A 19,035-nucleotide genomic window follows, 5' to 3' on the forward strand; every position below is an offset into this window, starting at 1 on the left:
ATGCCGGCGATCTCGTCCTCGGCCTGGAAGGTCCGCACGCCGAAGTTCTTGTGCCGGCTGAGCTCGTGCAGGATGTCCGAGGCCGGCGTGATCGGATACGACCCCAGGAACAGGCGAAGGTCCGCCTGACGCCCCGCCGCGACGAGGCCGTACGACAGCGCCAGGTTCCCGGAGATGTTCCGGTAGGTCCCTGTCGGGAACGCCTGTACAGCCGGAGCCACTTCGTAGGAGACGGCGAAGTCCTCGGTGGTCTCGCCGAAGTTCCAGCCGGCCCGGAAGGCGGCCACGTTCGCCTCGGCGATCTGCGGCTTCTTCGCGAACTTCGACCGCAGGAACGCCTCCGTGCCCTCCGTGGGCCGGTGATACATCCAGGACAGCAGCCCGAGCGCGAACATGTTCTTCGACCGCTCGGCCTCCTTCCTCGACAGGCCGAACTCCTTCAGCGCCTCGATCGTCAGCGTCGTCAGCGGCACCGGATGCACCCGGTAACCGTCCAGCGACCCGTCCTCCAGCGGACTCCGCTCGTACCCGACCTTCGCCATCGCCCGCTTCGCGAACTCGTCCGTGTTCACGATGATCTCGCCACCGCGCGGCACGTCCGCGATGTTCGCCTTCAGCGCGGCCGGATTCATCGCCACCAGCACGTTCGGCGCGTCGCCCGGCGTCAGGATGTCGTGATCGGCGAAATGCAGCTGGAACGACGACACCCCCGGCAGCGTCCCGGCGGGAGCCCGGATCTCGGCCGGGAAGTTCGGCAGCGTCGACAGGTCGTTCCCGAAGGACGCCGTCTCCGAGGTGAAACGGTCACCGGTGAGCTGCATCCCGTCACCGGAGTCCCCCGCGAACCGGATGATCACCCGGTCCAGACGGCGGACCTCGTGTCGTGGGGTCACGGGGCACCGGTCCCACGGGGGGCGCGCGCGGGGGCCGCGTGCGGGGCGCGGAGGCCGGTCGCGCTGTCCCAGACCTCGGCGACGGAGCCGTCTTCGAGGCGGACGAGCCGGTGGCCGGCGGGGCGGGCTCCCGGTACGTCCCGCGGTGCCGGGGTCACCAGCGCCAGCCGGACGTGTGCCGTGCGGGTGGACTCCGGCTCGTCCGTGCCGACGAGGAGGAGGTTCCCGACCGTCGCCAGTTCGGTGCCGTCGGGGGCGTCCAGGTGGAGGCGGGTGTCGCGGTCGGTGCCGAGGACCGTCTCGTAGAGGCGGACGAGCGAGGCGAACACGCTGCGGCTCACCGCCTTGCGCAGGAGCAGCCGCACGCCGGAGTCCCCGGTCGTCCGGGGCTCCGGGGGGCGCGGTCGTTCGCCGGGGTTGGGGCGGTGCTCGACGAGTTCGGCGATCGCGCCGTCGGGGAAGCGGACGCGGGCCCGGCTGCCCGGGAGGATGGTCTCGGGGGGTTCCAGCACGGTGCCGCCGACCTGGTCCAGCCTGCGGAGCGCGCCGTCGAGGGAGGGCACGATCACGGAGTAGGCCGTGCGGCGCTGGATGGGGGTGAAGGGGCGGGCGCTGGCGATGAGGAGCATGTTGCCGACCGCCGCGAGCTCCAGGCCGCCGAAGTCCGGGATCGGCATCCGCAGGTCCGCGGGGGTGCCGGTGAGTCGTTCGTAGGCGCGGATGCGGTCGTCGAGGACGGTGACGTCGACGAGGGAGCGGGCCAGCAGGCGCGGGCGGGGCAGCACGGCGGAGTCGGGCGTGGTGCGGAACCAGCGGTCCGGCAGCGCGGCCGCGGGGACGGTGGGCATCGCGTCAGGGCTCCTTCACTCGGTGCGGCGAGGGCTCGCCCCACCAGCGGTGGACGGTGAGGCCCCAGGCCGCCAGCTCCTCGTGGACGAGGCGCCGGAGCGACGAGGCGTCACCGAACCGGTCGGGAATGCCGGTCGCGGTCACGGTCAGCCGGTCGCCGGTCCGCAGCAGGCAGAGGGAGGCGCGCAGGCGTGCCCGGTCCGGCAGGACCCCGGGCACGTTCATGGTGCGGACGGCGATGCCGGCGGCTGTCCGGCCGGTGAACCGGGCGATCGCGTCGGGGGTGCGGCCGAAGTTGGAGGCGACGACGGTGGTCTGCTGCGCGCCGGGGTTCTTGAGGCGATCGGCGTGGCGCGTGGGGAGCAGGTGCCACAGGGGTTCGGGGACGAGGGTGGCGCTGTGTTCTCCCGTGTCCTGGAGGAGTTCCCTGGTCGCCTGCCGGGTCTGGCGGAGGCCGGTGTGGCGGGCGGGGCCGCCCGGCACCGTCAGCGGCCTGACGACGAGGGCGTTGGCCCGCGGGTCGTGGGCGGACCGCCGCAGGCTCACGGGGATGCCGACGTCGAAGGGTTCGGCCGGGTCGCCGGCCGTCGCGGACCGGACGAGGTTGGCGGCGATCTCGATGAAGAGGCTGTTGGTCGTCCCGCCGAAGCGGTCCGCCTGCCGCTGCCAGTGGGCCGCGTCCGTCTCGAAGATCGCCGAGGTGAAGAAGCGGGGTGCGGCCGGGGGCGTGGAAGGGGGAGCCGGAGGGGCCTGGAGTGCGGTCCTGATCCGTTCGCGCCGGGACGGACTGGCCAGGGTCGCCGGGACCCAGCGCGCGGCGGCCAGCCCGCCGTGGAGCGTCTGCCGCGCCAGGTCGGCCAGGTCGTCGAGCAGCCGGGGGGCGGGGGCGCGGCGGGTGTCGCGTCCGCCAGAGCCGATGGCGTGGAAGATGCCGAGTCCGTCGCAGCGGAAGTGCGGCACGGTCAGCGAGACGAGGGTGCCCTCACCGTACGGGGCGGCGGCCAGCCGCCACAGGGCGCCGCCGCCGGGGTGCAGCGGCGCTTTGACCTGGGTGTCGATCCAGTCGGTCAGGGTGGCGTCGGTCAGCGGCGTCGACGTGGTGTGGAGGGGTTCCTCGTTGGCGGCCGGAACCCAGCTGCGCCGGGCGCCGGGTACGCGTGCGGGCCGGGCCCGGCGGCTGAGGCGGCCCTGGTCGAGGTCCTCCCAGGCGGCCTGGAGGGCGGAGGGGGGCACCGGGTCCGGGAAGGTCCACAGCACCTGGACGATCCGGGTGGACCCCAGGGCGCCGGCGGCCCGGTGGAGCATCTCGTCGGTGGGGTTGAGGCGTGCGGTGCCCGTCATCGGCTGGCCTCCTCCTGGAGACGGGCGGCGGCGATCTCGCCGATCGCGGGCGCCAGTTTGAATCCGCCGCCGTTCCATCCGGTCGCGGTGACCAGGCCGGCGAGTCCGGTCCGCGCGGTGACCTCGCCGTCGCCTTGTGGTGCCATGGCGTCGTACGCGGTGACTCCGCCCGCGAGGGGTGCCGTGGCCAGTCGCGGGTAGCGGTGGCGGACCACGGCCCGGACGCGCTCCTCCTCCTGGGGCGGCACGCCCCGGCGTACGGCTTCGGGGACGTCGGTCTCCCGCGACGAGACTCCCGCCAGGACGAGCCCGTCCGCCCCCCAGGGGCGCAGCCACGCTCCGGTGGTGCGGTCCACGACGGTGGGGAGCGCGGCGAGGCCGACGGGGTCGTCCACGCGGAACAGGCAGTAGCCGACGGCTCGGGTGCGCAGAGGCAGGTGGACGCCCGCGGTCGCGGCCAGGCCGGTGCTGGCCGCGCCGGCGGCCAGCAGGACGGCCCGGGCGCGCACGGGTCCGGCGGTGGTGTGGACGCCGGTCGCGCGGGAGCCGTCGGTGAGCAGGCGGGTGGCCCGCGCCGGGACCGTCCGGAGCCGGGGGCCCGCGTCGCGGGCCATGGCGCGGGCCACCTGGCCGACGGGGAGCCAGCCCGCGTCCGGTTCGTGCACCGCCGCCAGGTCGTCGGGCACGTCGAGGGACGGGAAGCGGGCGGCGAGGTCGTGCGCGGTGAGGATCTCCGCCGTGTGGCCGGCCGCTTCGAGGTCCGCGACCGCGGCGGCGGCCTCGGGGAGGCCGGTGCGCGCGACGAGGCTCAGGCTCCCCTGGCGGCGGAGCGCGGGCCAGGTTCCGCGGTGGCCCTGGCGGAGGTAGAGGGCGAGGCCGGCGGCGGCGTGCCTCCGGCGTGGGGTGGACGGGTCGAAGGCGCGGACCAGCCCGCCGGAGGCGCTGGTGGCGCCTCCGGCGATGCCTGCCGGGTCGATGACGGCGACGGTGAGACCGTGGGCGGTCAGCCGTTCGGCTGTGGCCAGCCCGATGATCCCGCCGCCGACGACGGCGACGTCGGCGGTGGTCGTGGAGGAGGTCACGGCGTGGTCCCGGCGGCCAGCAGCTCCTCATGCCCTCGGGTGTCGTGCCGCAGGAGCGAGTCGACGATGTCGGTCGCCCGTACCGAGAGCATGGCGAGGGCTCCGGCGTCGCCCATGCCGTGGCTCGCCTCGCAGAGGCCGTTGAGGTAGACCTTGAGCGGCCGCGGGGTGCCGGCCTCCGTCTTCAGCTCGATCGAGTAGTCCCGCGCGACGACGGGGGTGCCCTCCTCGTCGAGGGGAAGACGGTGGGCGATGCCCTCCAGGAGCGGGTGGTACGGCTCGTCACCGGGTTCGCCCCCGAAGTCCCGGAAGCCGGTGGCCAGGACGACCACGTCGGCGTCGAGGGTCTCCTCGGTGAGGTGGTTGACGTCGCGCAGGACCATGCGGTGGCCCTGACCGTGCGGCCTGCTGATGACGGCCTCGCGGAAGGGCCTCATCACGAGCCGGTCGGAGCCGGTCAGGTCGTACTCGCGCTGCGCGCCGACCAGCCGGTCGATGACGTCCTGGTCGCAGGCGGCGTAGTTGATCGACCGCAGCTCGTCGCGGAGCTGCCGCTTCCTGCCGCTGGGCAGCGGGTGGAAGTAGTCCACGAATTCGGGCAGGAACACCTGCCGGCTGTAGGGGCTGGTGTCCTTGAGCCGGAACCCGATGCCGCGGTGGACGGAGGTCACCTGCCGCACGTTGGGGCGGTCGAGCAGGTCGAGGATGATCTCGATCGCGCTCTGGCTGGCCCCGACGACGGCGACCCGGATCGCCTGGTCCTGGAAGCGCCCGATGGAGGAGAGGTACCGGGTGGAGTGGAAGACGCTCTCCCCCAGGCCCTTCTGGAACACGTAGGGGATCCGCGGCGAGCGCCCGGTGCCCACGGAGACGCTCCGGGCGAGGTACCGGCTGCCGTCGTCGGTCTCGACGCAGAACAGCTCGCCGCCGTCGTCGCCCTCGACGAGCGAGAGGTGTGCGGCCGACCGGCCGTAGTCCACCTGGTCGCGGAACGCCTCGGCGACCCAGGCGAGGTAGGCCGAGTACTCCCTGCGCAGCGGGAACTTGGCGTTCAGGTGCAGGTACTCCGTCAGGCCGCCGCGGGCGGCGAGGTACTTGACGAAGGTGTGCGGGCTGTCCGGGTTGCGCTGCATGGCGAGGTCCCGGAAGGGGTTGTTCTGGATGTCGGCACCCGGCAGGAGCTGCTCCTGCTGCCACTGGAACCCGGCGGACCGTTCGATGAAGCGGGCGAGGCCGGCGCGGCCGCGCTCTTCGAGCGCGACCGCCAGGGAGAGGTTCGCGGGTCCGAACCCCACTCCCAGCACCGGATGGATCTCATGGGTTGTCACGGTTCACGCATCCTCGACTTGTCGTGCATGCAGGAACGTCGTTTCGGGACGGGCGGACCCGGAGTTCACGCGCTGAGCAGCGCCGTCCCGGTGATCGCGTTGGTGTCGTCGACGTGGACGACGCGGGACTTGTGGTCGGCGACCTCGTCCGGGGTCAGCTGGGCGTAGCTGATGATGATGACTTTGTCGCCGGTCTCCACGAGGCGGGCGGCGGCGCCGTTGACGACGACCTGGTTCGCGGCCGGCTCGCCGAGGATGGTGTACGTCTCGAAGCGGGCGCCGTTGTTGACGTTGACGACGTGCACGAGCTCGTGCACGCCGATGCCGGCGGCGTCGAGCAGCTCCGGCGAGATGGTGATGGACCCGACGTAGTTGAGGTTGCTGTCGGTGACGGTGGCGCGGTGGATCTTCGCGTTCATGAAGGTGCGCAGCATGGTGGGTCTCCTCGGAGGGTTCGGGTTCCGGACGTGCGGGAGCGGAGCGCGGGGCGGGTCGCCCCGCGGGTCACGGGGTGGGGGTGGGCGGGGCGGCCGGGACGGTCAGCCCGCGGAAGGGGTTCTCCGGTGTGGTGGAGAGGTCGGCGAGCAGGGGTGCCTTGCCGACGGTGGAGGGGCCCGCGAAGGCGGACGAGATGTGCTCGGCGAGGTCCGGGGTGACCGGCCAGCCCAGGGTGCGCAGGGCCCACAGGAAGCGCAGGGCGCCGGAGACCTCGCTCGGGTCGTCGGGCCGGATGTCGCCGGCGCGCAGTGCCAGGACCTCCAGGTGGAGGGCGACCGCCTCGGCGGCCTTGCGGACGCTGAAGTCCTCCAGCCGGTAGGCGTCCTCGAAGCGCCGGCGGGAAGCCTGGAGCGCGGCGTCCCACCAGGGTGAGGGGGTCGTGTCGATGGTGCGGCCGGTCAGGGCTCCGAGCGCTTCCGCGATGGTGGCGAGCGGGGCGTCGTAGCGTGCCGCGATCGTGTCGGCGGCGATGGGTTCGCTGAACTCCGCCTGCTGGAGCTCGGGGCTGGTCAGGGCGAGGACGAACCGTGCCCGGTCGCGGCCGACCGTCTCCAGGTAGTCGCGCGCCCAGCGCACGTCCCCCTTGCTGGTGGAGAACTTGCGGCCCTCCAGCATGTAGTACTGGTTGGTGAGCGTGCGCGTCCTGGGCAGGTGCACCGGCATGCCGTGGCGTGCGGCGAGCAGGGCCAGGGTGACGTAGACGAAGGCGTTGTAGAAGCCGTTGTCGATGCCGATGAACTGGACGAGTTCGTCGCACTCGGCCTGCGGGTCCAGGCGGGCCTGCTGAAGCCAGTACAGGTGTCCGACGTAGATCTCCGGCCAGGCGTTGATGGCCTGCGGGTGGACGTCGGGGCCGTCCCAGTCCACCGTGATGCCCCAGGTGCTGGGGTAGGTGACGGGGATGTAGGGGAGGCGTCCGGCGAGCGTGTCGGTGACGACCTTGGCCAGGTCCGGCCGCAGCCGCACGTCGCTCGTCCGGTACCAGTTGGTGATGAGGGACCGGTGGCGTTCGAGGTCGAGGACCCAGATCGGGACGGGGCGCCGCGGGAGGGCGGAGGCCGTGTCGGCCACGGGCAGCAGGGCGCCGGGCAGGTTGTAGAGGCCGCACGCCTCGCACACGCCGGCCCGGGCGTGGGCCAGGCAGGTGGGGCAGCGGCCGGTGACGAACGCCTCCGCCTTGTACTCGCCGGTGCCGGCGTCGTAGGGCAGCTCCACCTCGCGCAGGTCGAAGGCGCCGTGCTCCCAGAGCCGGGTGAAGAAGGAGCGGACGTACGCGGTGTAGTCGGCGTCCGGTCGTTCGAACAGGTCGACGTCGACGCCGGCCAGTTCCAGCGACGCCGTCACGCTGTCCAGGGCGTGCTGGATGAGGGCCTCCGGCGTGGTGCCGAGGCGCTCGGCGGTGGTGACGACGTAGGTCTGGTTGTCGTCGGTGCTGGTGGCGAAGGCCACGTCGTGCCCGAGGACCTTCTGGGACCGGGCGCACACGTCGCTGTTGAGGACGGGGCCGGCGAGGTGGCCCAGGTGCAGGTCGCCGTTGGGGGTGGGGGGCGAGAAGGTGACGTTGACGCGCCGGGGGGCGGGGGCTCCGGTGCCCGGGGAGCCGGTCATCGCGCGTCCTCGTCGGGCCGGGCGGGCTGGAGCCAGTAGATGCTCACGAAGGTCAGCGGGTCGGACTCGCTGGTGTTGGTGACCTGGTGGTCGGTGCCGTGCGGGATGTAGACGACGTCGCCCGGGGTGATCGGGCGGTGCTCGGTGCCGACCCGCAGGTGGCCCTGGCCGCTGACGAAGATGAAGGTCTCGTCGGTGGCGTGGCCGTGGGGCGTGCTGGACTCGGTCGGCCGGATGGAGCACAGGGTGCTGTTCCACGGCGGGGCGACCACCCCCTGCCAGGGGTAGAGCTCGCGGATGTCGCAGCCGTTCTTCCGGATCCGGATGTCGTCGGCGTCGGTCTTCACGTGCATGGCGGAGTCCCTTCGATGCGATGGGGTGCTCAGGTCGGGCGCGGGCTAGCCGAGGGCGAGCAGGCGCTGGATGGTGCTCGGGTGAAACGATTCGGCAGGGACGCCGAACGCTCCTTTGAACGTGGCGAGCCGGGAGCCGGCCAGCACCGGGTCGGTGGGCCACGCCTGGGCGTAGGCCCTGCGGCGGGCGGCGCCCTCGGGGGTGAAGGTCATGTTCATCGCGGTACGGACCGAGCCCGAGACCCGCAGGCGGCGCATCCGCTCCTCGCGCTCGTCCACGTACGGCTTGAGGATCTGCGGGGACCACGTGGCGTGGGACCGCAGCGCCTCCCACACGAGGCGCGCGTCCCGCAGCGCGATGGACAGGCCCTGGCCGACCACGGGGTCGGTCCATCCGGCCGCGTCGCCCACGAGCACCGCACCGGGGACGACGGGGCCGTCCGTCCAGGCGTCGTTCATCGGGTAGAAGGCACAGGACTCCGACGGGGTGGCCGCGGCGAACATCTCGCTGTGCGGAATGCAGTCGAGCCGGAAGGCTTCGAGGAAGTCGGCCTGGCGGGTCGGGCCGGCGAAGCGGCCCTTCTGCGCGACGTCGTGCAGCAGGTACAGCCGGGCCTTGGCGCCCGCGCGGGGGAAGACGAAGTAGAGCAGGTCCTTCTCGGTGCCGATCGAGGTCACGTTGGCGGGCCACTCGTGGAGATCCTCCACGAGCATGCCGCCGCCCAGCGAGTTCGGCGGGGTCTGGGTCAGGCTGACGCCCAGCTGGCGCCGGACCGTCGAGGTGCGCCCGTCCGCGCCCACGACCAGGCGGCAGGGCACCTCGCACTCGACGTCGTCGTGCTCGTAGCGCACGCTCGGGTGCGCTCCGCCGGTCACCATGACGTCCCCGACCCCCCGCACGACCGTGGCCCCGGCCTGGGCGGCGGCGGAGGCGAGCGCCTCGCACGCCTCGGGGTGGCCGACGTCGAGCACACCGCGGATGCCGGGCAGCATGTCGTCCAGGTGGAGGGCGTTGGCGCGGGCGGTCTCGGGGTCGACGATCTCGTCGAATCCGATGAAGCGGTCGATGTAGGTGCCGCCGGCGTCGAGCAGCGGCTGTTCCAGGCCGAGGCGGAGGAGTTCGACGACGCCCCAGCAGTTGATGACCTCGCCGCGCACCTTGTCCCGGTAGACGGTCTGCCGTTCCAGGAGCAGGACGTCGTAGCCGTCCCCGGCCAGCGCCGCCGCCAGCGCGGATCCGGCTATGCCTCCCCCGACCACCACTGCGTCCCTACGCTGAGCTGTCGCCATGAAGTCCTCCACGGAAGTCTTTTCAAGGCATTGCGGTATCGACCGCCCCGGAAATGGGCAGCCGGAAGTCCGAGCTGGTGCATGCGATGGAACCGCCGCTCGACGCGGACGCGGCGGACACAAGGCGGAACATCTCCGGGAAGGGCGGGAAACCCGCCCCGGACGACGCGGCGGGGTCGCGCGGCCTACGTCCCGGGCGCCGTCCGGCGACGGCCCCCGGCGGCGCCCGGCCCCTCCGGCCTGCCGCACGGGTACGAACGGGCAGGTCGGGGAGGGGCTTGGGGCCACCGGACGACCGCCGCCACCCGCGCCGCGTTCACGCCGGTCCGTTCCGTCTCCACCACGGGTCGCCCCTTGTATGTGTGTCGGTTGGCGATTCCACGATCCGCGTCCGCGGCGGCGGCGGCAATGCCGACTCGCGAAAATCGTGACGCGGTTCGCGCACAGATGCGAATGCCGCGAACCGCCGTCACGACCGGGAACCGCGCGCCGGCCCTTTTCGCCGTTCCGCCCCTCACCGGGTGCCCGCGGGCGGGCGCCTCGTCACGTCGCACGGTGGGAGGGGCCGCAGATGCCGCGCTGGATGATGTCCCACATCTGCCGGACCTCCTCGACGGCTCCCGAATCGCGCGGCTCCGCCCCGCTCCGCGCGGACTCCGCGCGCACCCGGTCCTCGGCGCCGAGCACCAGGAACCGTGACAGCGTGGCCAGATCCTCGGGGCGGACGGCCGCGTGGAGCTGCCCGTCCCGGTACGCCTGCCCGAAGAGGTCCTGGAGAGCCCCGATCCAGGAGGTGGTCCAGGCGAGGTTCTCGTTCGGCCGCTCGCGGCTGAGCCGGGACGCGGAGCGCACGGCCGGCTCCTCCTCCAGCAGCCGGGCCAGTTCGAGCGTCACGTCGATGGCCCGGTGCAGGGCCGGCGCCGGTCCCGCCGGCAGGCCCGCCAGGGCGGCCCGCGTGATGACCTGCCCCTGCACCTGGACCGCGGAGGCCAGTTCGTCCTTGGTCGCGAAGTGGAACGTCAGGGCGCCCATGGTGATCCCGGCGGCCCGGCAGACTCTGTTCAGTGCCGCGCCGGCGTACCCGCTCCGGTCGAACTCGGACGCCGCGGCGCTCACGAGGGCCTGCCGGGTGCGTACCGCACGCAACTGCTTCGTCATACAAGTCTCCGGTGCGCTGGTCGATGGTCAACAGGAGGGCCGTTCCCGGGCGGTGGCGGCGGAGGACGGCAGGCCGCGCCTCGTACACGGCACACGCGGAGAACGCGGAACGGTGAGCCCCGTCGACCCCTGCCCGGTCCGGCGGCGGTGCGCCGCGCGGCCTTCCGCGGGAGGGCGACCCGCCTGGGACCCGCTCCCGCCGGGGGGCGGCCGAGGGGCCGGCCCTTGACGGTCCGGCGGTCGTGGCGGCCAGTGTGACGTCGCAGGTCAGCACCGACAAGCCCGTGGATCACGGTTGGCTGGTTCACACAGAGCAAGCCCTTACTCCACGACGCCGGCCCCGAAAGCGAGGGAGTGGCTGATTCATCCCGATAAAAAAATAGCAACCCCTATTATTCTTTGCGTCATCGACCCCTGAGCCGCACCTGGGAGCCCCCTCATGACCAATGCCGCGTACGGCGCGGACCGGCTGTCCGCCGTGGAAGCCGGGCAGCGAGTCGCCGGCTTCGCCGACCAGCTCTTCGCGCATCTGCCACGGGCCGACCAGCGCCGGTGGGCCGCCGCGTACCTGATGGGGCTCCTGGCGGTCTCGGGCAGGAAGTCGATGCGCAGCATGGCCGCCGCCATCACCGACTCCCCCACCGCCTCCCAGTCCCTGCACCGCTTCGTCAACGCCAGCCCGTGGGAGTGGGAGCCGGCCCGCGGCGAGCTGAGGCGCTGGGTGGGGCACCGGGCGCGCCCCCAGGCGTGGACCGTCGGCATCGCCCTGGTCCCCAAGAGGGGGGACCAGTCGTGCGGGGTGCACCGCAGGTTCGTCCCGTCCCTGGGCCGCACCATCAACTGCCAGGTGGGGGTGGGACAGTTCCTGGCGACGGGGCGCGGCCAGGTCCCCGTCGACTGGCGCCTGCACCTGCCGAGCGAGTGGAGCGAGGACCGCTTACGCCGCCGCACCCGCATCCCCGAGGACGTCCAGCCCGTGCCCGCCTGGGCGCACGTGCTCGACCTGGCCGACGCCCTGGCCGCGAGCGGGTCCCCCGCGCTGCCGCTGGTGGCCGACCTCCGCGCGTACAAGGAATCCGATCGGCTGCTCCACGGCCTGCGGGAGCGCGCGCACGATTTCGTGGCCACCGTTCCCGACTCCCTGCCCGTCCTGCCGACGGTGCCGGCCCACCCCTTCGGCGCCGGAGCGGACACCTCCGTCCCCCCGGTGGGCGCGCGCCGCTTCCTGGAGACCGAGGGCGAACTCCTGCGGTCGGTCCTGAAGTACGGCCATCCTCGTCCCACCGGCCTGACCCGCGTGGTCACCGGGCTGGTCCGGCTGCCGCGTGGCCCCCAGCCGCAGCGCTTCTACCGGCTGTTCGCCGAGGTGCCCCGGGAGGGCGAGCGGCCGGCCTCGGCGTGGCTCACCACACTGGTCCACCTGTCGGTGGAGGAGCTCCTGGAGCTGGCCTCCCTGCAGGCCGCGACGCCGCGCGCGGTGCGCCGCCTGGAGGGCAGCTTCGGGCTCCAGGACTTCGAAGGCCGGTCGTACCCCGGCTGGCACCGGCACGTGACGCTGGTCTCGGCGGCCTGCTGCTACCAGGAACTGTCGGAGATCGACCCGGACGGCCTGTCCCGCACCATCCCCGTCGCCTCGCTGCCCCGGGCCGCCCGGCCGCCGGCCCGGCTCCGCGTCTGAGTCCGGCGCGCCCCTCCCGTACCGGAGGCGGGTCCGCCGGCTCCCCTCGCCGTTCCCGTACCGGACGCCGGCCCGCCGGGGTCACGCCGTACCGGCGTACCGGTCCGAGGGGCGGGGCGGGTGGACCCGCCGCCCGAGGGGGATCACACCGCGCTCCACCCTCCGTCCACCGCGATCGCCCCGCCGGTGACGAAGGACGACCGATCGCTGCACAGCCAGAGCGCGGCCTGCGCCACCTCGTCCGGATCCGCCAGCCGCTTCTGCACCGCGCGCCGGGTCAGCCGCCCCTCCGTCTCGGGCGTGCCGTCCGTGAAGGGCTCCAGGAGTGCCGTGCGGGTCGCGCCGACCGTCAGGGCGTTCACCCGGATCCCGGAGTCCCCGTACTCGGACGCCGCGGCCCGCGTGAGACCGAGGACGGCGTGCTTGGCGGCGATGTAGGGCGCCGTGGCGCCCGTCGCCGAATGGCCGGCGACACTGGAGGTGTTGACGATCGTGCCGCCGCGGCCCTGCCGCAGCATGACGGGGATCTGCTGGCGCATGCAGTTCCAGACGCCCCTCACGTTGACGTCCATCGCCGTGTCGTAGGCGTCCTCGTCGAGTTCGTGGAGGGCGCTGCCGAACGTCCCCGTCCCGGCGTTGTTGAACGCGGCGTCCAGGCCGCCGAACTCCTCGACCGCCCGGGCGACCGCCTCCCGCACGTCCTGGGGCTTCCGCACGTCCCCCGGCACGGCCAGCGCCCTCCCCCGCCCCTCGCGGATCGCCGCGGCCAGGGCCTCCAGCCGGTCCTCGCGGCGGGCCATCAGCACGACGGCCGCGCCCTCCTCGGCGAAGAGCCGCGCGGCGGCGGCGCCGATGCCGCTCGACGCCCCCGTGATCATGACCGTTCTTCCCTGTAACGCACGCGATACATATGGCATGGGCCGATTCAACGCCATACGCGACGGACACGGCAGTCCTGTGGGGCGATCAGGCCCCTTTCCCGTCCCTCACCGGAGAATCGTTCCCGCGCGGCCCCAGTGCCTCCATGACGCGGCCCGCGGCCTCCTCGGTCGCGACCAGCGGCAGCAGGAGGGACCACATCTGGCGCAATCGTTCCGGCAGGTCCTGCCGGCCGCTGTCGAGCTGCGAGTTCATCTGCGCCCCGGTGCAGGCGTTCACCACGAGCTGGGCGAGGGCCAGCACGTTCACCTCGGGTCTCAACTCGCCCTTCTCGTAGGCTTCATGGAGGTACGGCAGCAGCACCTCGGTCCACTGGCGGTAGGAGTTGCCCTCCTCGCTGCGGACGAAGTACTCCTGGTCCATCACCAGTCTGGCGCCCGCCAGCAGTAAAGGGTCCCGCGTGAGCTGCGCCCCCCACGCCAGGGTCATGTCGACGGCGCCCCGCAGGCCGGCCGCCGCCTCCGACGTCACCAGTTCCGGCTGCGCCCGGACGATCTCGCGCGCCAGCTGCTCCTTCGACTCGAAGTGGAAGTAGAGCGCCCCCAGCGTGAGATTCGCCCTGCGGGTGATCTTGCTGACGCTCGCCCCCGCGAAGCCCATCTCGGCGAACACCTCAGCACCCGCCCGCAGGATGGCCGCCCGCGTCCGGGCGCTCCGTTCTTGTTGAGCCATGGATCCGTCCTCACACTCCCTCGACAGATAAACATAATCATCACTATGTTACGAAGCGGTCTCTCGCACCCTGCCCGCAGCAGTTGCCACCACCCCACTCGCGCCGTTCTCCGGGAGAACTCCATGAACGTGACAACTGGCTCGATCGCAACGCTCGAAAGCATCCGGCACGTCCCCGCGGCACTCACCCGCAAGACCGTACCCGGTCAGGTGCTCCTGTCCGGTTGGCGCAGTCACGCCGACGGCGTCTCCCACACCGTCATCGCCGATTGGCCGGAGCGCCATCCCCTCTACACATCCCACACGGATCACTACCACCCCCTCCTCTTCTCCGAGACGATCCGTCAGTCCCTCGCCCTGCTGTCCCACGTCGCCCACGGGATCCCCCTGGACTTCCGGCTGGGGTGGGAGTCCTACGACAGCTCCGTCGTGCCGGCGGCCCTGAGCACCCGCTTACCGGCGCCCACCGTGCACCTGACGATCACTCACACCGAGGTGACCCGCCGCCGGTTCGGCTCCGCCCATCTCGCCGCGCAGGTCACGGCCACGCGCGACGGAGAACCGCTCGGCATCGCCCGGGTCCGCTACACCGCCCACCCGCCCGCCATCTACGACAGGCTGCGCGGGGCGTACGCGGACGCGCAGACCGCCAGCGCCCGCGCCCTCCCGCCGGGCCCCGCGCTCGACGAAGCCCTCCGCGGCGGCCAGACCTCGCTGGAGAACGCGGTCCTGAGCCCGCTCGCGGAGCCGCACCGCTGGCAGCTGCGCGTGGACACCGCCAACCGCTTCTTCTTCGACCACGCCCACGACCACATACCGGGACTGGTCTTCCTGGAGGCCGCCGCCCAGGCCGCCCACGCCCTGTCCGGCAGCCCCCGGACCGTCCCCACGGAGTTCGACGCCCGGTTCCTCCGCTACGTCGAGCTCGACGCCCCCTGCTGGGTCGACGCCACCCCTCCGCGCCGCGGCGGGAGCGGCGCGGTCGGCACCGAGGTCACCGGGCGGCAGAACGGCAAGGAGGTCTTCTCGGTGCGCGTCACCGTGAGGCCCTGCCCCTCCCCCGTCTGAGCCCGCCGGGCCTCTCCGTGCCGCGGACCGCTCCTCCCCCTCCCTCATCCCCTGCTCTCCTCCCCCGGAACGCCGGCCGGGGGCGCGCCGCCCCGACGCCACCCGGTCGGTACGCATCCGGCGGAGGGGTTCCGGGGGAAACCCGGGTGACGGCGCGGCGCCGGCGCGCGGGTTCGGGCGGACGTGCCGTGACCGCCTCGCGCGAACGGGTCGTCGCGCGAGGGCCTCGCGGTGAGGAGGACGGCATGGAGAAGCCGAGGGACGGTGGCGCGCGCCACGACGTGGTGGTCGTCGGAGCCGGTGCCGCCGGGCTCGCCTGCGCCGGTGACCTGTGCGCGGCGGGCCTGCGGGTGGCGCTCCTGGAGGCGGGCGACACGGTGGGCGGCCGGATGCGTACCGACCGGGTGGCGGGGTTCACCGCGGATCGCGGCTTCCAGGTCTTCAACACGTCGTACCCGCAGGTGAAGCGGCGCGTGGACCTCAGGGCCCTGCGGCTGCGGCCGTTCACGCCGGGCGTCCTCGTGCACACGGAGCGGGGGCGGCGGCGCTTCACGGATCCGCTCCGGCGCCCGGCGGACGTCCGGGACCTGCTGCCCGGACGGCTCGCGTCCGGGCGCGACCTGCTCGCGCTCCTGGCCCTGTCGGGACGGGACGCCCTGGCACCGGCCGCGGTGCTGCGGCGCGGCGCCGACGGGACCGCGCGCGAGGCCCTGGCCGCGGCGGGCGTCTCGCCGCGGCTCGTGGAGACGTTCTTCCGGCCGTTCCTCTCGGGGGTCTTCCTGGAGGACCGGCTGGAGACCTCGGCGCGCTTCTTCCACCTGGTGTGGCGGAGCATGCTGCGCGGGACCCTCTGCCTGCCGGCCGAGGGGATCGGCGCGGTGCCCGCGCAGCTCGCGGCGCGGCTGCCGCCCGGCGTGGCGCGGACCGGAACCGTGGTGTCCGCCCTGACGCCCGGGGGCGTGGTCCTCCCGGACGGGCGCGAGCTGCGGTCCCGCGCGGTCGTCGTCGCCACCGGGCAGCGGGTCGCCGCGGAGCTGCTTCCGGGACTCCGCGTCCCGGACGGCCGGACCGTGACCACGCTGTACCACGCGACCGCCCGTCCCCCGCTGGACGAGCCCGTGCTGCTCGTCGACTCGCGGCGCAGGTTCCTCAACAGCTGCGTCCTCACCGCCGTCCAGCCCGGCTTCTCCTCCGACGGCCGGGCGCTGGTGTCCACGTCGGTGCTCGGCTCCCCCGGCCCCGCGGACACGGCCGCGGTCCTGGCCGCCCTGGGCGAGGCGTACGGCACGGACACGGGCGACTGGGAGCCCGTCCATCGGGTCACGGTCCCCGACGCCCTGCCGGCGATGCCGGGACCGGCGCCGCTCTCCCGGACCGCGCGGTGGGCTCACGGACGGTACGTGTGCGGGGATCACCGGGCGACCGGGTCGCTTCAGGGAGCGCTGGCGTCGGGGACACGGGCGGCCCGCACGGTCCTGGAGGACCTGCGGGCGGGTGCGGTCTGAACGGCGGCGGCGACGGCGGCCCGGACGCCGGACGGCTCCTCGTCCCCCGTGGGGGACGAGGAGCCGTCCTTCCGGTGCCGGCCCTGGCCGGGGTCAGGCATGCCGGTGTCGGCCGCCTGCGAAGAGGCGGTAGAGGCCGAGGAGGATCATCGAGCCGACGATGGCCGCGATCCAGGTGGAGAGGTCGAAGAATCCGTCGAGGGAGTCGACCCCGAAGATCACCTTGCCGAGCCAGCCGCCGAGCAGACCGCCGGCGATGCCGATGAGCATGGTGATGATGATGCCGCCCGGGTCCCTGCCCGGCATGAGGGCCTTCGCTATCGCGCCGGCCAGCAGGCCGATGAGGATCCACGCGATGATGCCCATGAGGTGCCTCCACTTCGTCGCGTAAGTGGTTCCTGGTATTCCGCCTGCGCCGAATCGGCGCCGCCAAACCCCCTCGCGGCAACTCGTCGGAACAGGCTGGGGCGGGGGCGGGGGCCGGGGCCGTCCGGGGCGGGTGCCGTCAGGCCGCCGCGGGGGCGAAGCGGTGGAGTTCGTCGGTGCCGGGCTGCACGACGCCGTAGCTGTTCTCCGGCACCTCGTTCCAGGCGCCGGGCAGGTCGCCGAGGGGTTCGGAGACGATGAGCCGGGTGTCGCCGGAGACGCCCCGCAGGAACTCCACGTCGGGGTGGAGCCGGCGCAGGGCCTCCACCCGGCTGCTGTAGAAGAGCGACCGGGAGGCGCGCGCGCTGGAGTAGCGGAAGGCCCAGACGCGCTCGCCGTCGGTGAGGGCGAGCGTCATCTGGAGCGGGTGCTCCACCCCGTGCTCACGGCCGACGCGTTCCACGACGCCCGCCATCCTGGCGACGGCCGCGGGCGGGTCCTCGTCGAGGCCGTAGGTGAGGGCCAGGTAGAACATGACCTCGGAATCCGTCGTGCCCTCGATGTCCGCGTAGAGCGCGGGGTCGACGAGGAGGGTCAGATCGCGGCGCAGGAGCGGGAAGTCCGCGACGGCTCCGTTGTGCATGAACATCCAGCGGCCGCGCCGGAAGGGGTGGCAGTTCGACTGCTGCACGGCCGTCCCGGTCGACGCCCTGATGTGCGCGAAGAACAGCGGGGACCTGACGTGGTCCGCCAGCTCGCGCAGATTGCGGTTGCTCCAGGCGGGCCCGACCTCCCTGAGCAGCGCGGGGGTGTCGCTGTGCTCCGAGTACCAGCCGACGCCGAACCCGTCGCCGTTCGTGGTCTCCACCCCGAGCTTGGAGTGCAGGCTCTGGTCGATCAGGGAGTGGGCGGGCCGGTACAGAATCGTTTCGAGCAGCACCGGCGTTCCCCAGTACGCAAGCCATCGGCACATCGGCGATCACCTGGGTCCTCGCCCGGTCCTCGTGTTCCACACGTCCGGTCCTCCCACCATTCTCGGTACCGTCCCTCCGGAGCGCCACAGCGGCGCCCGGCGGCCCCCGTCCTCGTCGCGGGACCGCGCCGGTCCCGCCCGTACGCCTCCCTCACTCGTCCCGGCGGGGCGCGTCCACGGCCGGCAGGCCGGCCCGGTGGCGTTCCTCGTCGCTCCACGCGCGCGTGTCCCGCGGTTCGACGTACGGTTCCCGGTCCGGCGGCATGCCTCCCGCCACGGCGCGGCGGCGCAGCAGCTCGGCGTCGAACTCCAGGCCCAGCAGCACGGCCAGGTTGCTGATCCACAGCCACACGAGGAACACGACGACGCCGGCCATGGTGCCGTAGACCCGGTTGAACGACGCGAACTCGGCAACGTACACGGCGAAGCCCGCCGAGGCCGCCGCCCAGATCAGCAGGGCGAGCAGGCTGCCGGGAGTGACCCAGCGCCACCCCCGGCCCTTCGCGTTCGGGCTCGCCCAGTAGAGCAGGGCGATCATCGCCACGGCGAGCAGGAGCAGGGCGGGCCACTTGACCACCGACCACACCGTCAGGGCGGTGTCGCCGACACCCAGCACGTCACCGACCCGGCGCGCCACGTCGCCGCTGAGCACGAGCAGCAGGGCGCCGGCGGCCGCCATCACCATCAGCGCCGCCGTCATCCCGATCCGGATCGGCAGCAGCTTCCACAGGGGCCGGCCCTCGGGCACGTCATGGACGCGGTTGGCGGCGCGCATGAAGGCGCCGACGTAGCCGGAGGACGACCAGAGCGCCACGGCGAGGCCGAGCACGGCCATCGTGGCGCCCGTGGCGGCGTTGTCCCGCAGGGAGGCCAGCGCCTCTTCCAGCACGTCACGGGCGGGTCCCGGCGCCAGTTCGCCCAGGCTCTCCGTCACCCGGTCGGTCGTCCGCCGCCCGCTGACGCCGAGCAGCGAGACGAGGGCCAGCATCCCGGGGAAGAGCGACAGCACGCCGTAGTACGTCAGCGCCGCCGCCCGGTCCATGAGCTCGTCCTCCGTGAACTCGCGCACCGCCCCCTTGAGCACCGCGAGCCAGGAGGCCCTGGGGAGGTCGGCCGGCGAGTCCGGGGCACGCGCCTCGACGGCGGGCCCCGGGCCGGCGGCCTCGGTCTCGGCCTCCGGTGAGCCGGCGGCCGTCGTCCCGGTGGGGTCGGTGCGGTCGGTGGGGTGGCTGGGCCCGGTGGCGCCGGTGGGGCCGCTGGGCCCGGTAGTGCCAGGAGGGCCGCCGGTCTCGGCGGTGTCGGCGGTGTCGGCGGGTGGGTGGTCCGGTGCCTCGGGAGGCGGGGGCGGGTGCTCAGGCGCCTCCGGGGGCGGGGCCGCGCGCTCCGGCGGCCGTCGTCGGGGGATGTTTCGTTCGGCCATGTCCCGGCGCGTAC

Annotated in this window: 18 protein-coding genes; 3 read left to right on the forward strand and 15 right to left on the reverse strand. The window is 73.4% G+C overall.

Features of this window, described 5'->3' with window-relative positions:
• The 10 genes from ACFVU3_RS04765 to ACFVU3_RS04810 form a co-directional block, all read right to left on the reverse strand.
• Nucleotides 1-893 (reverse strand): 2-oxoacid:acceptor oxidoreductase family protein (locus ACFVU3_RS04765; RefSeq protein WP_390063677.1); only part of this gene is annotated, 893 nt, incomplete at its 3' end.
• The gene (locus ACFVU3_RS04770) at nucleotides 890-1,741 is read right to left on the reverse strand and encodes a VOC family protein (protein ID WP_390063678.1); all 852 of its coding nucleotides are present in this window, start codon (nucleotides 1,739-1,741) and stop codon (nucleotides 890-892) included. The genes ACFVU3_RS04770 and ACFVU3_RS04765, both read right to left, overlap by 4 nt.
• 4 nt (nucleotides 1,742-1,745) lie before the next feature.
• Complete coding sequence (locus ACFVU3_RS04775; RefSeq protein ID WP_390063680.1) at nucleotides 1,746-3,083, reverse strand: hypothetical protein; 1,338 nt, start codon at nucleotides 3,081-3,083, stop codon at nucleotides 1,746-1,748.
• Nucleotides 3,080-4,165, reverse strand: a complete 1,086-nt coding sequence (locus tag ACFVU3_RS04780; RefSeq protein ID WP_390063682.1) for an NAD(P)/FAD-dependent oxidoreductase — start codon at nucleotides 4,163-4,165, stop codon at nucleotides 3,080-3,082. The genes ACFVU3_RS04775 and ACFVU3_RS04780 overlap by 4 nt, the downstream gene beginning before the upstream one ends.
• The gene (locus tag ACFVU3_RS04785; protein WP_390063683.1) at nucleotides 4,162-5,493 is read right to left on the reverse strand and encodes a SidA/IucD/PvdA family monooxygenase; all 1,332 of its coding nucleotides are present in this window, start codon (nucleotides 5,491-5,493) and stop codon (nucleotides 4,162-4,164) included. Before ACFVU3_RS04785 ends, ACFVU3_RS04780 begins: the two co-directional genes overlap by 4 nt.
• Nucleotides 5,494-5,558: 65 nt before the next feature.
• Nucleotides 5,559-5,927: an aspartate 1-decarboxylase gene (gene panD / locus ACFVU3_RS04790; protein WP_390063685.1), complete on the reverse strand. Its 369-nt coding sequence runs from the start codon at nucleotides 5,925-5,927 to the stop codon at nucleotides 5,559-5,561.
• A gap of 70 nt (nucleotides 5,928-5,997) precedes the next feature.
• Nucleotides 5,998-7,599 (reverse strand): class I tRNA ligase family protein, encoded by a 1,602-nt coding sequence (locus ACFVU3_RS04795; RefSeq protein WP_390063687.1) that lies wholly within the window; start codon nucleotides 7,597-7,599, stop codon nucleotides 5,998-6,000.
• Nucleotides 7,596-7,952, reverse strand: coding sequence for a cupin domain-containing protein (locus ACFVU3_RS04800; protein WP_390063689.1), 357 nt, complete (start codon nucleotides 7,950-7,952; stop codon nucleotides 7,596-7,598). Before ACFVU3_RS04800 ends, ACFVU3_RS04795 begins: the two co-directional genes overlap by 4 nt.
• A 45-nt stretch (nucleotides 7,953-7,997) precedes the next feature.
• A complete protein-coding gene (locus tag ACFVU3_RS04805) occupies nucleotides 7,998-9,242 on the reverse strand; it encodes an FAD-dependent oxidoreductase (protein ID WP_390063690.1) in 1,245 nt (414 codons plus the stop codon).
• A 543-nt stretch (nucleotides 9,243-9,785) separates the two neighbouring features.
• Complete coding sequence (locus tag ACFVU3_RS04810; RefSeq protein ID WP_390063692.1) at nucleotides 9,786-10,400, reverse strand: TetR family transcriptional regulator; 615 nt, start codon at nucleotides 10,398-10,400, stop codon at nucleotides 9,786-9,788.
• Nucleotides 10,401-10,839: 439 nt separating this feature from the next.
• On the opposite strand from ACFVU3_RS04810, the gene ACFVU3_RS04815 reads away from it, so the two are divergent.
• A complete protein-coding gene (locus ACFVU3_RS04815) occupies nucleotides 10,840-12,078 on the forward strand; it encodes an IS701 family transposase (RefSeq protein WP_390063693.1) in 1,239 nt (412 codons plus the stop codon).
• 143 nt (nucleotides 12,079-12,221) lie between these two features.
• On the opposite strand, the gene ACFVU3_RS04820 is transcribed toward ACFVU3_RS04815, so the two are convergent.
• Together ACFVU3_RS04820 and ACFVU3_RS04825 are read right to left on the reverse strand one after the other, a co-directional pair.
• Nucleotides 12,222-12,995 carry an SDR family NAD(P)-dependent oxidoreductase gene (locus tag ACFVU3_RS04820; protein ID WP_390063695.1) on the reverse strand — a complete coding sequence of 258 codons (774 nt, stop codon included), beginning with the start codon at nucleotides 12,993-12,995 and terminating at the stop codon, nucleotides 12,222-12,224.
• A gap of 49 nt (nucleotides 12,996-13,044) precedes the next feature.
• Nucleotides 13,045-13,689, reverse strand: coding sequence for a ScbR family autoregulator-binding transcription factor (locus tag ACFVU3_RS04825; RefSeq protein ID WP_390063697.1), 645 nt, complete (start codon nucleotides 13,687-13,689; stop codon nucleotides 13,045-13,047).
• A gap of 123 nt (nucleotides 13,690-13,812) precedes the next feature.
• On the opposite strand from ACFVU3_RS04825, the gene ACFVU3_RS04830 reads away from it, so the two are divergent.
• A complete protein-coding gene (locus ACFVU3_RS04830) occupies nucleotides 13,813-14,757 on the forward strand; it encodes a ScbA/BarX family gamma-butyrolactone biosynthesis protein (RefSeq protein ID WP_390063698.1) in 945 nt (314 codons plus the stop codon).
• Between the two features lie 245 nt (nucleotides 14,758-15,002).
• Nucleotides 15,003-16,262, forward strand: coding sequence for an NAD(P)/FAD-dependent oxidoreductase (locus ACFVU3_RS04835; protein WP_390063700.1), 1,260 nt, complete (start codon nucleotides 15,003-15,005; stop codon nucleotides 16,260-16,262).
• Nucleotides 16,263-16,355: 93 nt separating this feature from the next.
• Here ACFVU3_RS04835 and ACFVU3_RS04840 read toward each other — a convergent pair whose 3' ends face one another.
• The 3 genes from ACFVU3_RS04840 to ACFVU3_RS04850 form a co-directional block, all read right to left on the reverse strand.
• A complete protein-coding gene (locus ACFVU3_RS04840; protein ID WP_390063702.1) occupies nucleotides 16,356-16,628 on the reverse strand; it encodes a GlsB/YeaQ/YmgE family stress response membrane protein in 273 nt (90 codons plus the stop codon).
• Between the two features lie 139 nt (nucleotides 16,629-16,767).
• Complete coding sequence (locus ACFVU3_RS04845) at nucleotides 16,768-17,601, reverse strand: class II glutamine amidotransferase (protein ID WP_390063704.1); 834 nt, start codon at nucleotides 17,599-17,601, stop codon at nucleotides 16,768-16,770.
• Between the two features lie 151 nt (nucleotides 17,602-17,752).
• Nucleotides 17,753-19,021: a YihY/virulence factor BrkB family protein gene (locus ACFVU3_RS04850; protein ID WP_390063705.1), complete on the reverse strand. Its 1,269-nt coding sequence runs from the start codon at nucleotides 19,019-19,021 to the stop codon at nucleotides 17,753-17,755.
• Nucleotides 19,022-19,035 lie beyond the last annotated feature (14 nt).

This window comes from Streptomyces sp. NPDC058052 (assembly GCF_042885515.1).
Lineage (GTDB): Bacteria > Actinomycetota > Actinomycetes > Streptomycetales > Streptomycetaceae > Streptomyces.

Bases quoted from the DNA above. Each gene is read 5' to 3' on its own strand.
- ACFVU3_RS04770 (WP_390063678.1), bottom strand. From the start codon at position 1,741: ATGCCCACCGTCCCCGCGGCCGCGCTGCCGGACCGCTGGTTCCGCACC.
- ACFVU3_RS04775 (WP_390063680.1), bottom strand. From the start codon at position 3,083: ATGACGGGCACCGCACGCCTCAACCCCACCGACGAGATGCTCCACCGG.
- panD (WP_390063685.1), bottom strand. From the start codon at position 5,927: ATGCTGCGCACCTTCATGAACGCGAAGATCCACCGCGCCACCGTCACC.
- ACFVU3_RS04795 (WP_390063687.1), bottom strand. From the start codon at position 7,599: ATGACCGGCTCCCCGGGCACCGGAGCCCCCGCCCCCCGGCGCGTCAAC.
- ACFVU3_RS04800 (WP_390063689.1), bottom strand. From the start codon at position 7,952: ATGCACGTGAAGACCGACGCCGACGACATCCGGATCCGGAAGAACGGC.
- ACFVU3_RS04805 (WP_390063690.1), bottom strand. From the start codon at position 9,242: ATGGCGACAGCTCAGCGTAGGGACGCAGTGGTGGTCGGGGGAGGCATA.
- ACFVU3_RS04810 (WP_390063692.1), bottom strand. From the start codon at position 10,400: ATGACGAAGCAGTTGCGTGCGGTACGCACCCGGCAGGCCCTCGTGAGC.
- ACFVU3_RS04815 (WP_390063693.1), top strand. From the start codon at position 10,840: ATGACCAATGCCGCGTACGGCGCGGACCGGCTGTCCGCCGTGGAAGCC.
- ACFVU3_RS04820 (WP_390063695.1), bottom strand. From the start codon at position 12,995: ATGCCATATGTATCGCGTGCGTTACAGGGAAGAACGGTCATGATCACG.
- ACFVU3_RS04825 (WP_390063697.1), bottom strand. From the start codon at position 13,689: ATGGCTCAACAAGAACGGAGCGCCCGGACGCGGGCGGCCATCCTGCGG.
- ACFVU3_RS04830 (WP_390063698.1), top strand. From the start codon at position 13,813: ATGAACGTGACAACTGGCTCGATCGCAACGCTCGAAAGCATCCGGCAC.
- ACFVU3_RS04835 (WP_390063700.1), top strand. From the start codon at position 15,003: ATGGAGAAGCCGAGGGACGGTGGCGCGCGCCACGACGTGGTGGTCGTC.
- ACFVU3_RS04840 (WP_390063702.1), bottom strand. From the start codon at position 16,628: ATGGGCATCATCGCGTGGATCCTCATCGGCCTGCTGGCCGGCGCGATA.
- ACFVU3_RS04845 (WP_390063704.1), bottom strand. From the start codon at position 17,601: ATGTGCCGATGGCTTGCGTACTGGGGAACGCCGGTGCTGCTCGAAACG.
- ACFVU3_RS04850 (WP_390063705.1), bottom strand. From the start codon at position 19,021: ATGGCCGAACGAAACATCCCCCGACGACGGCCGCCGGAGCGCGCGGCC.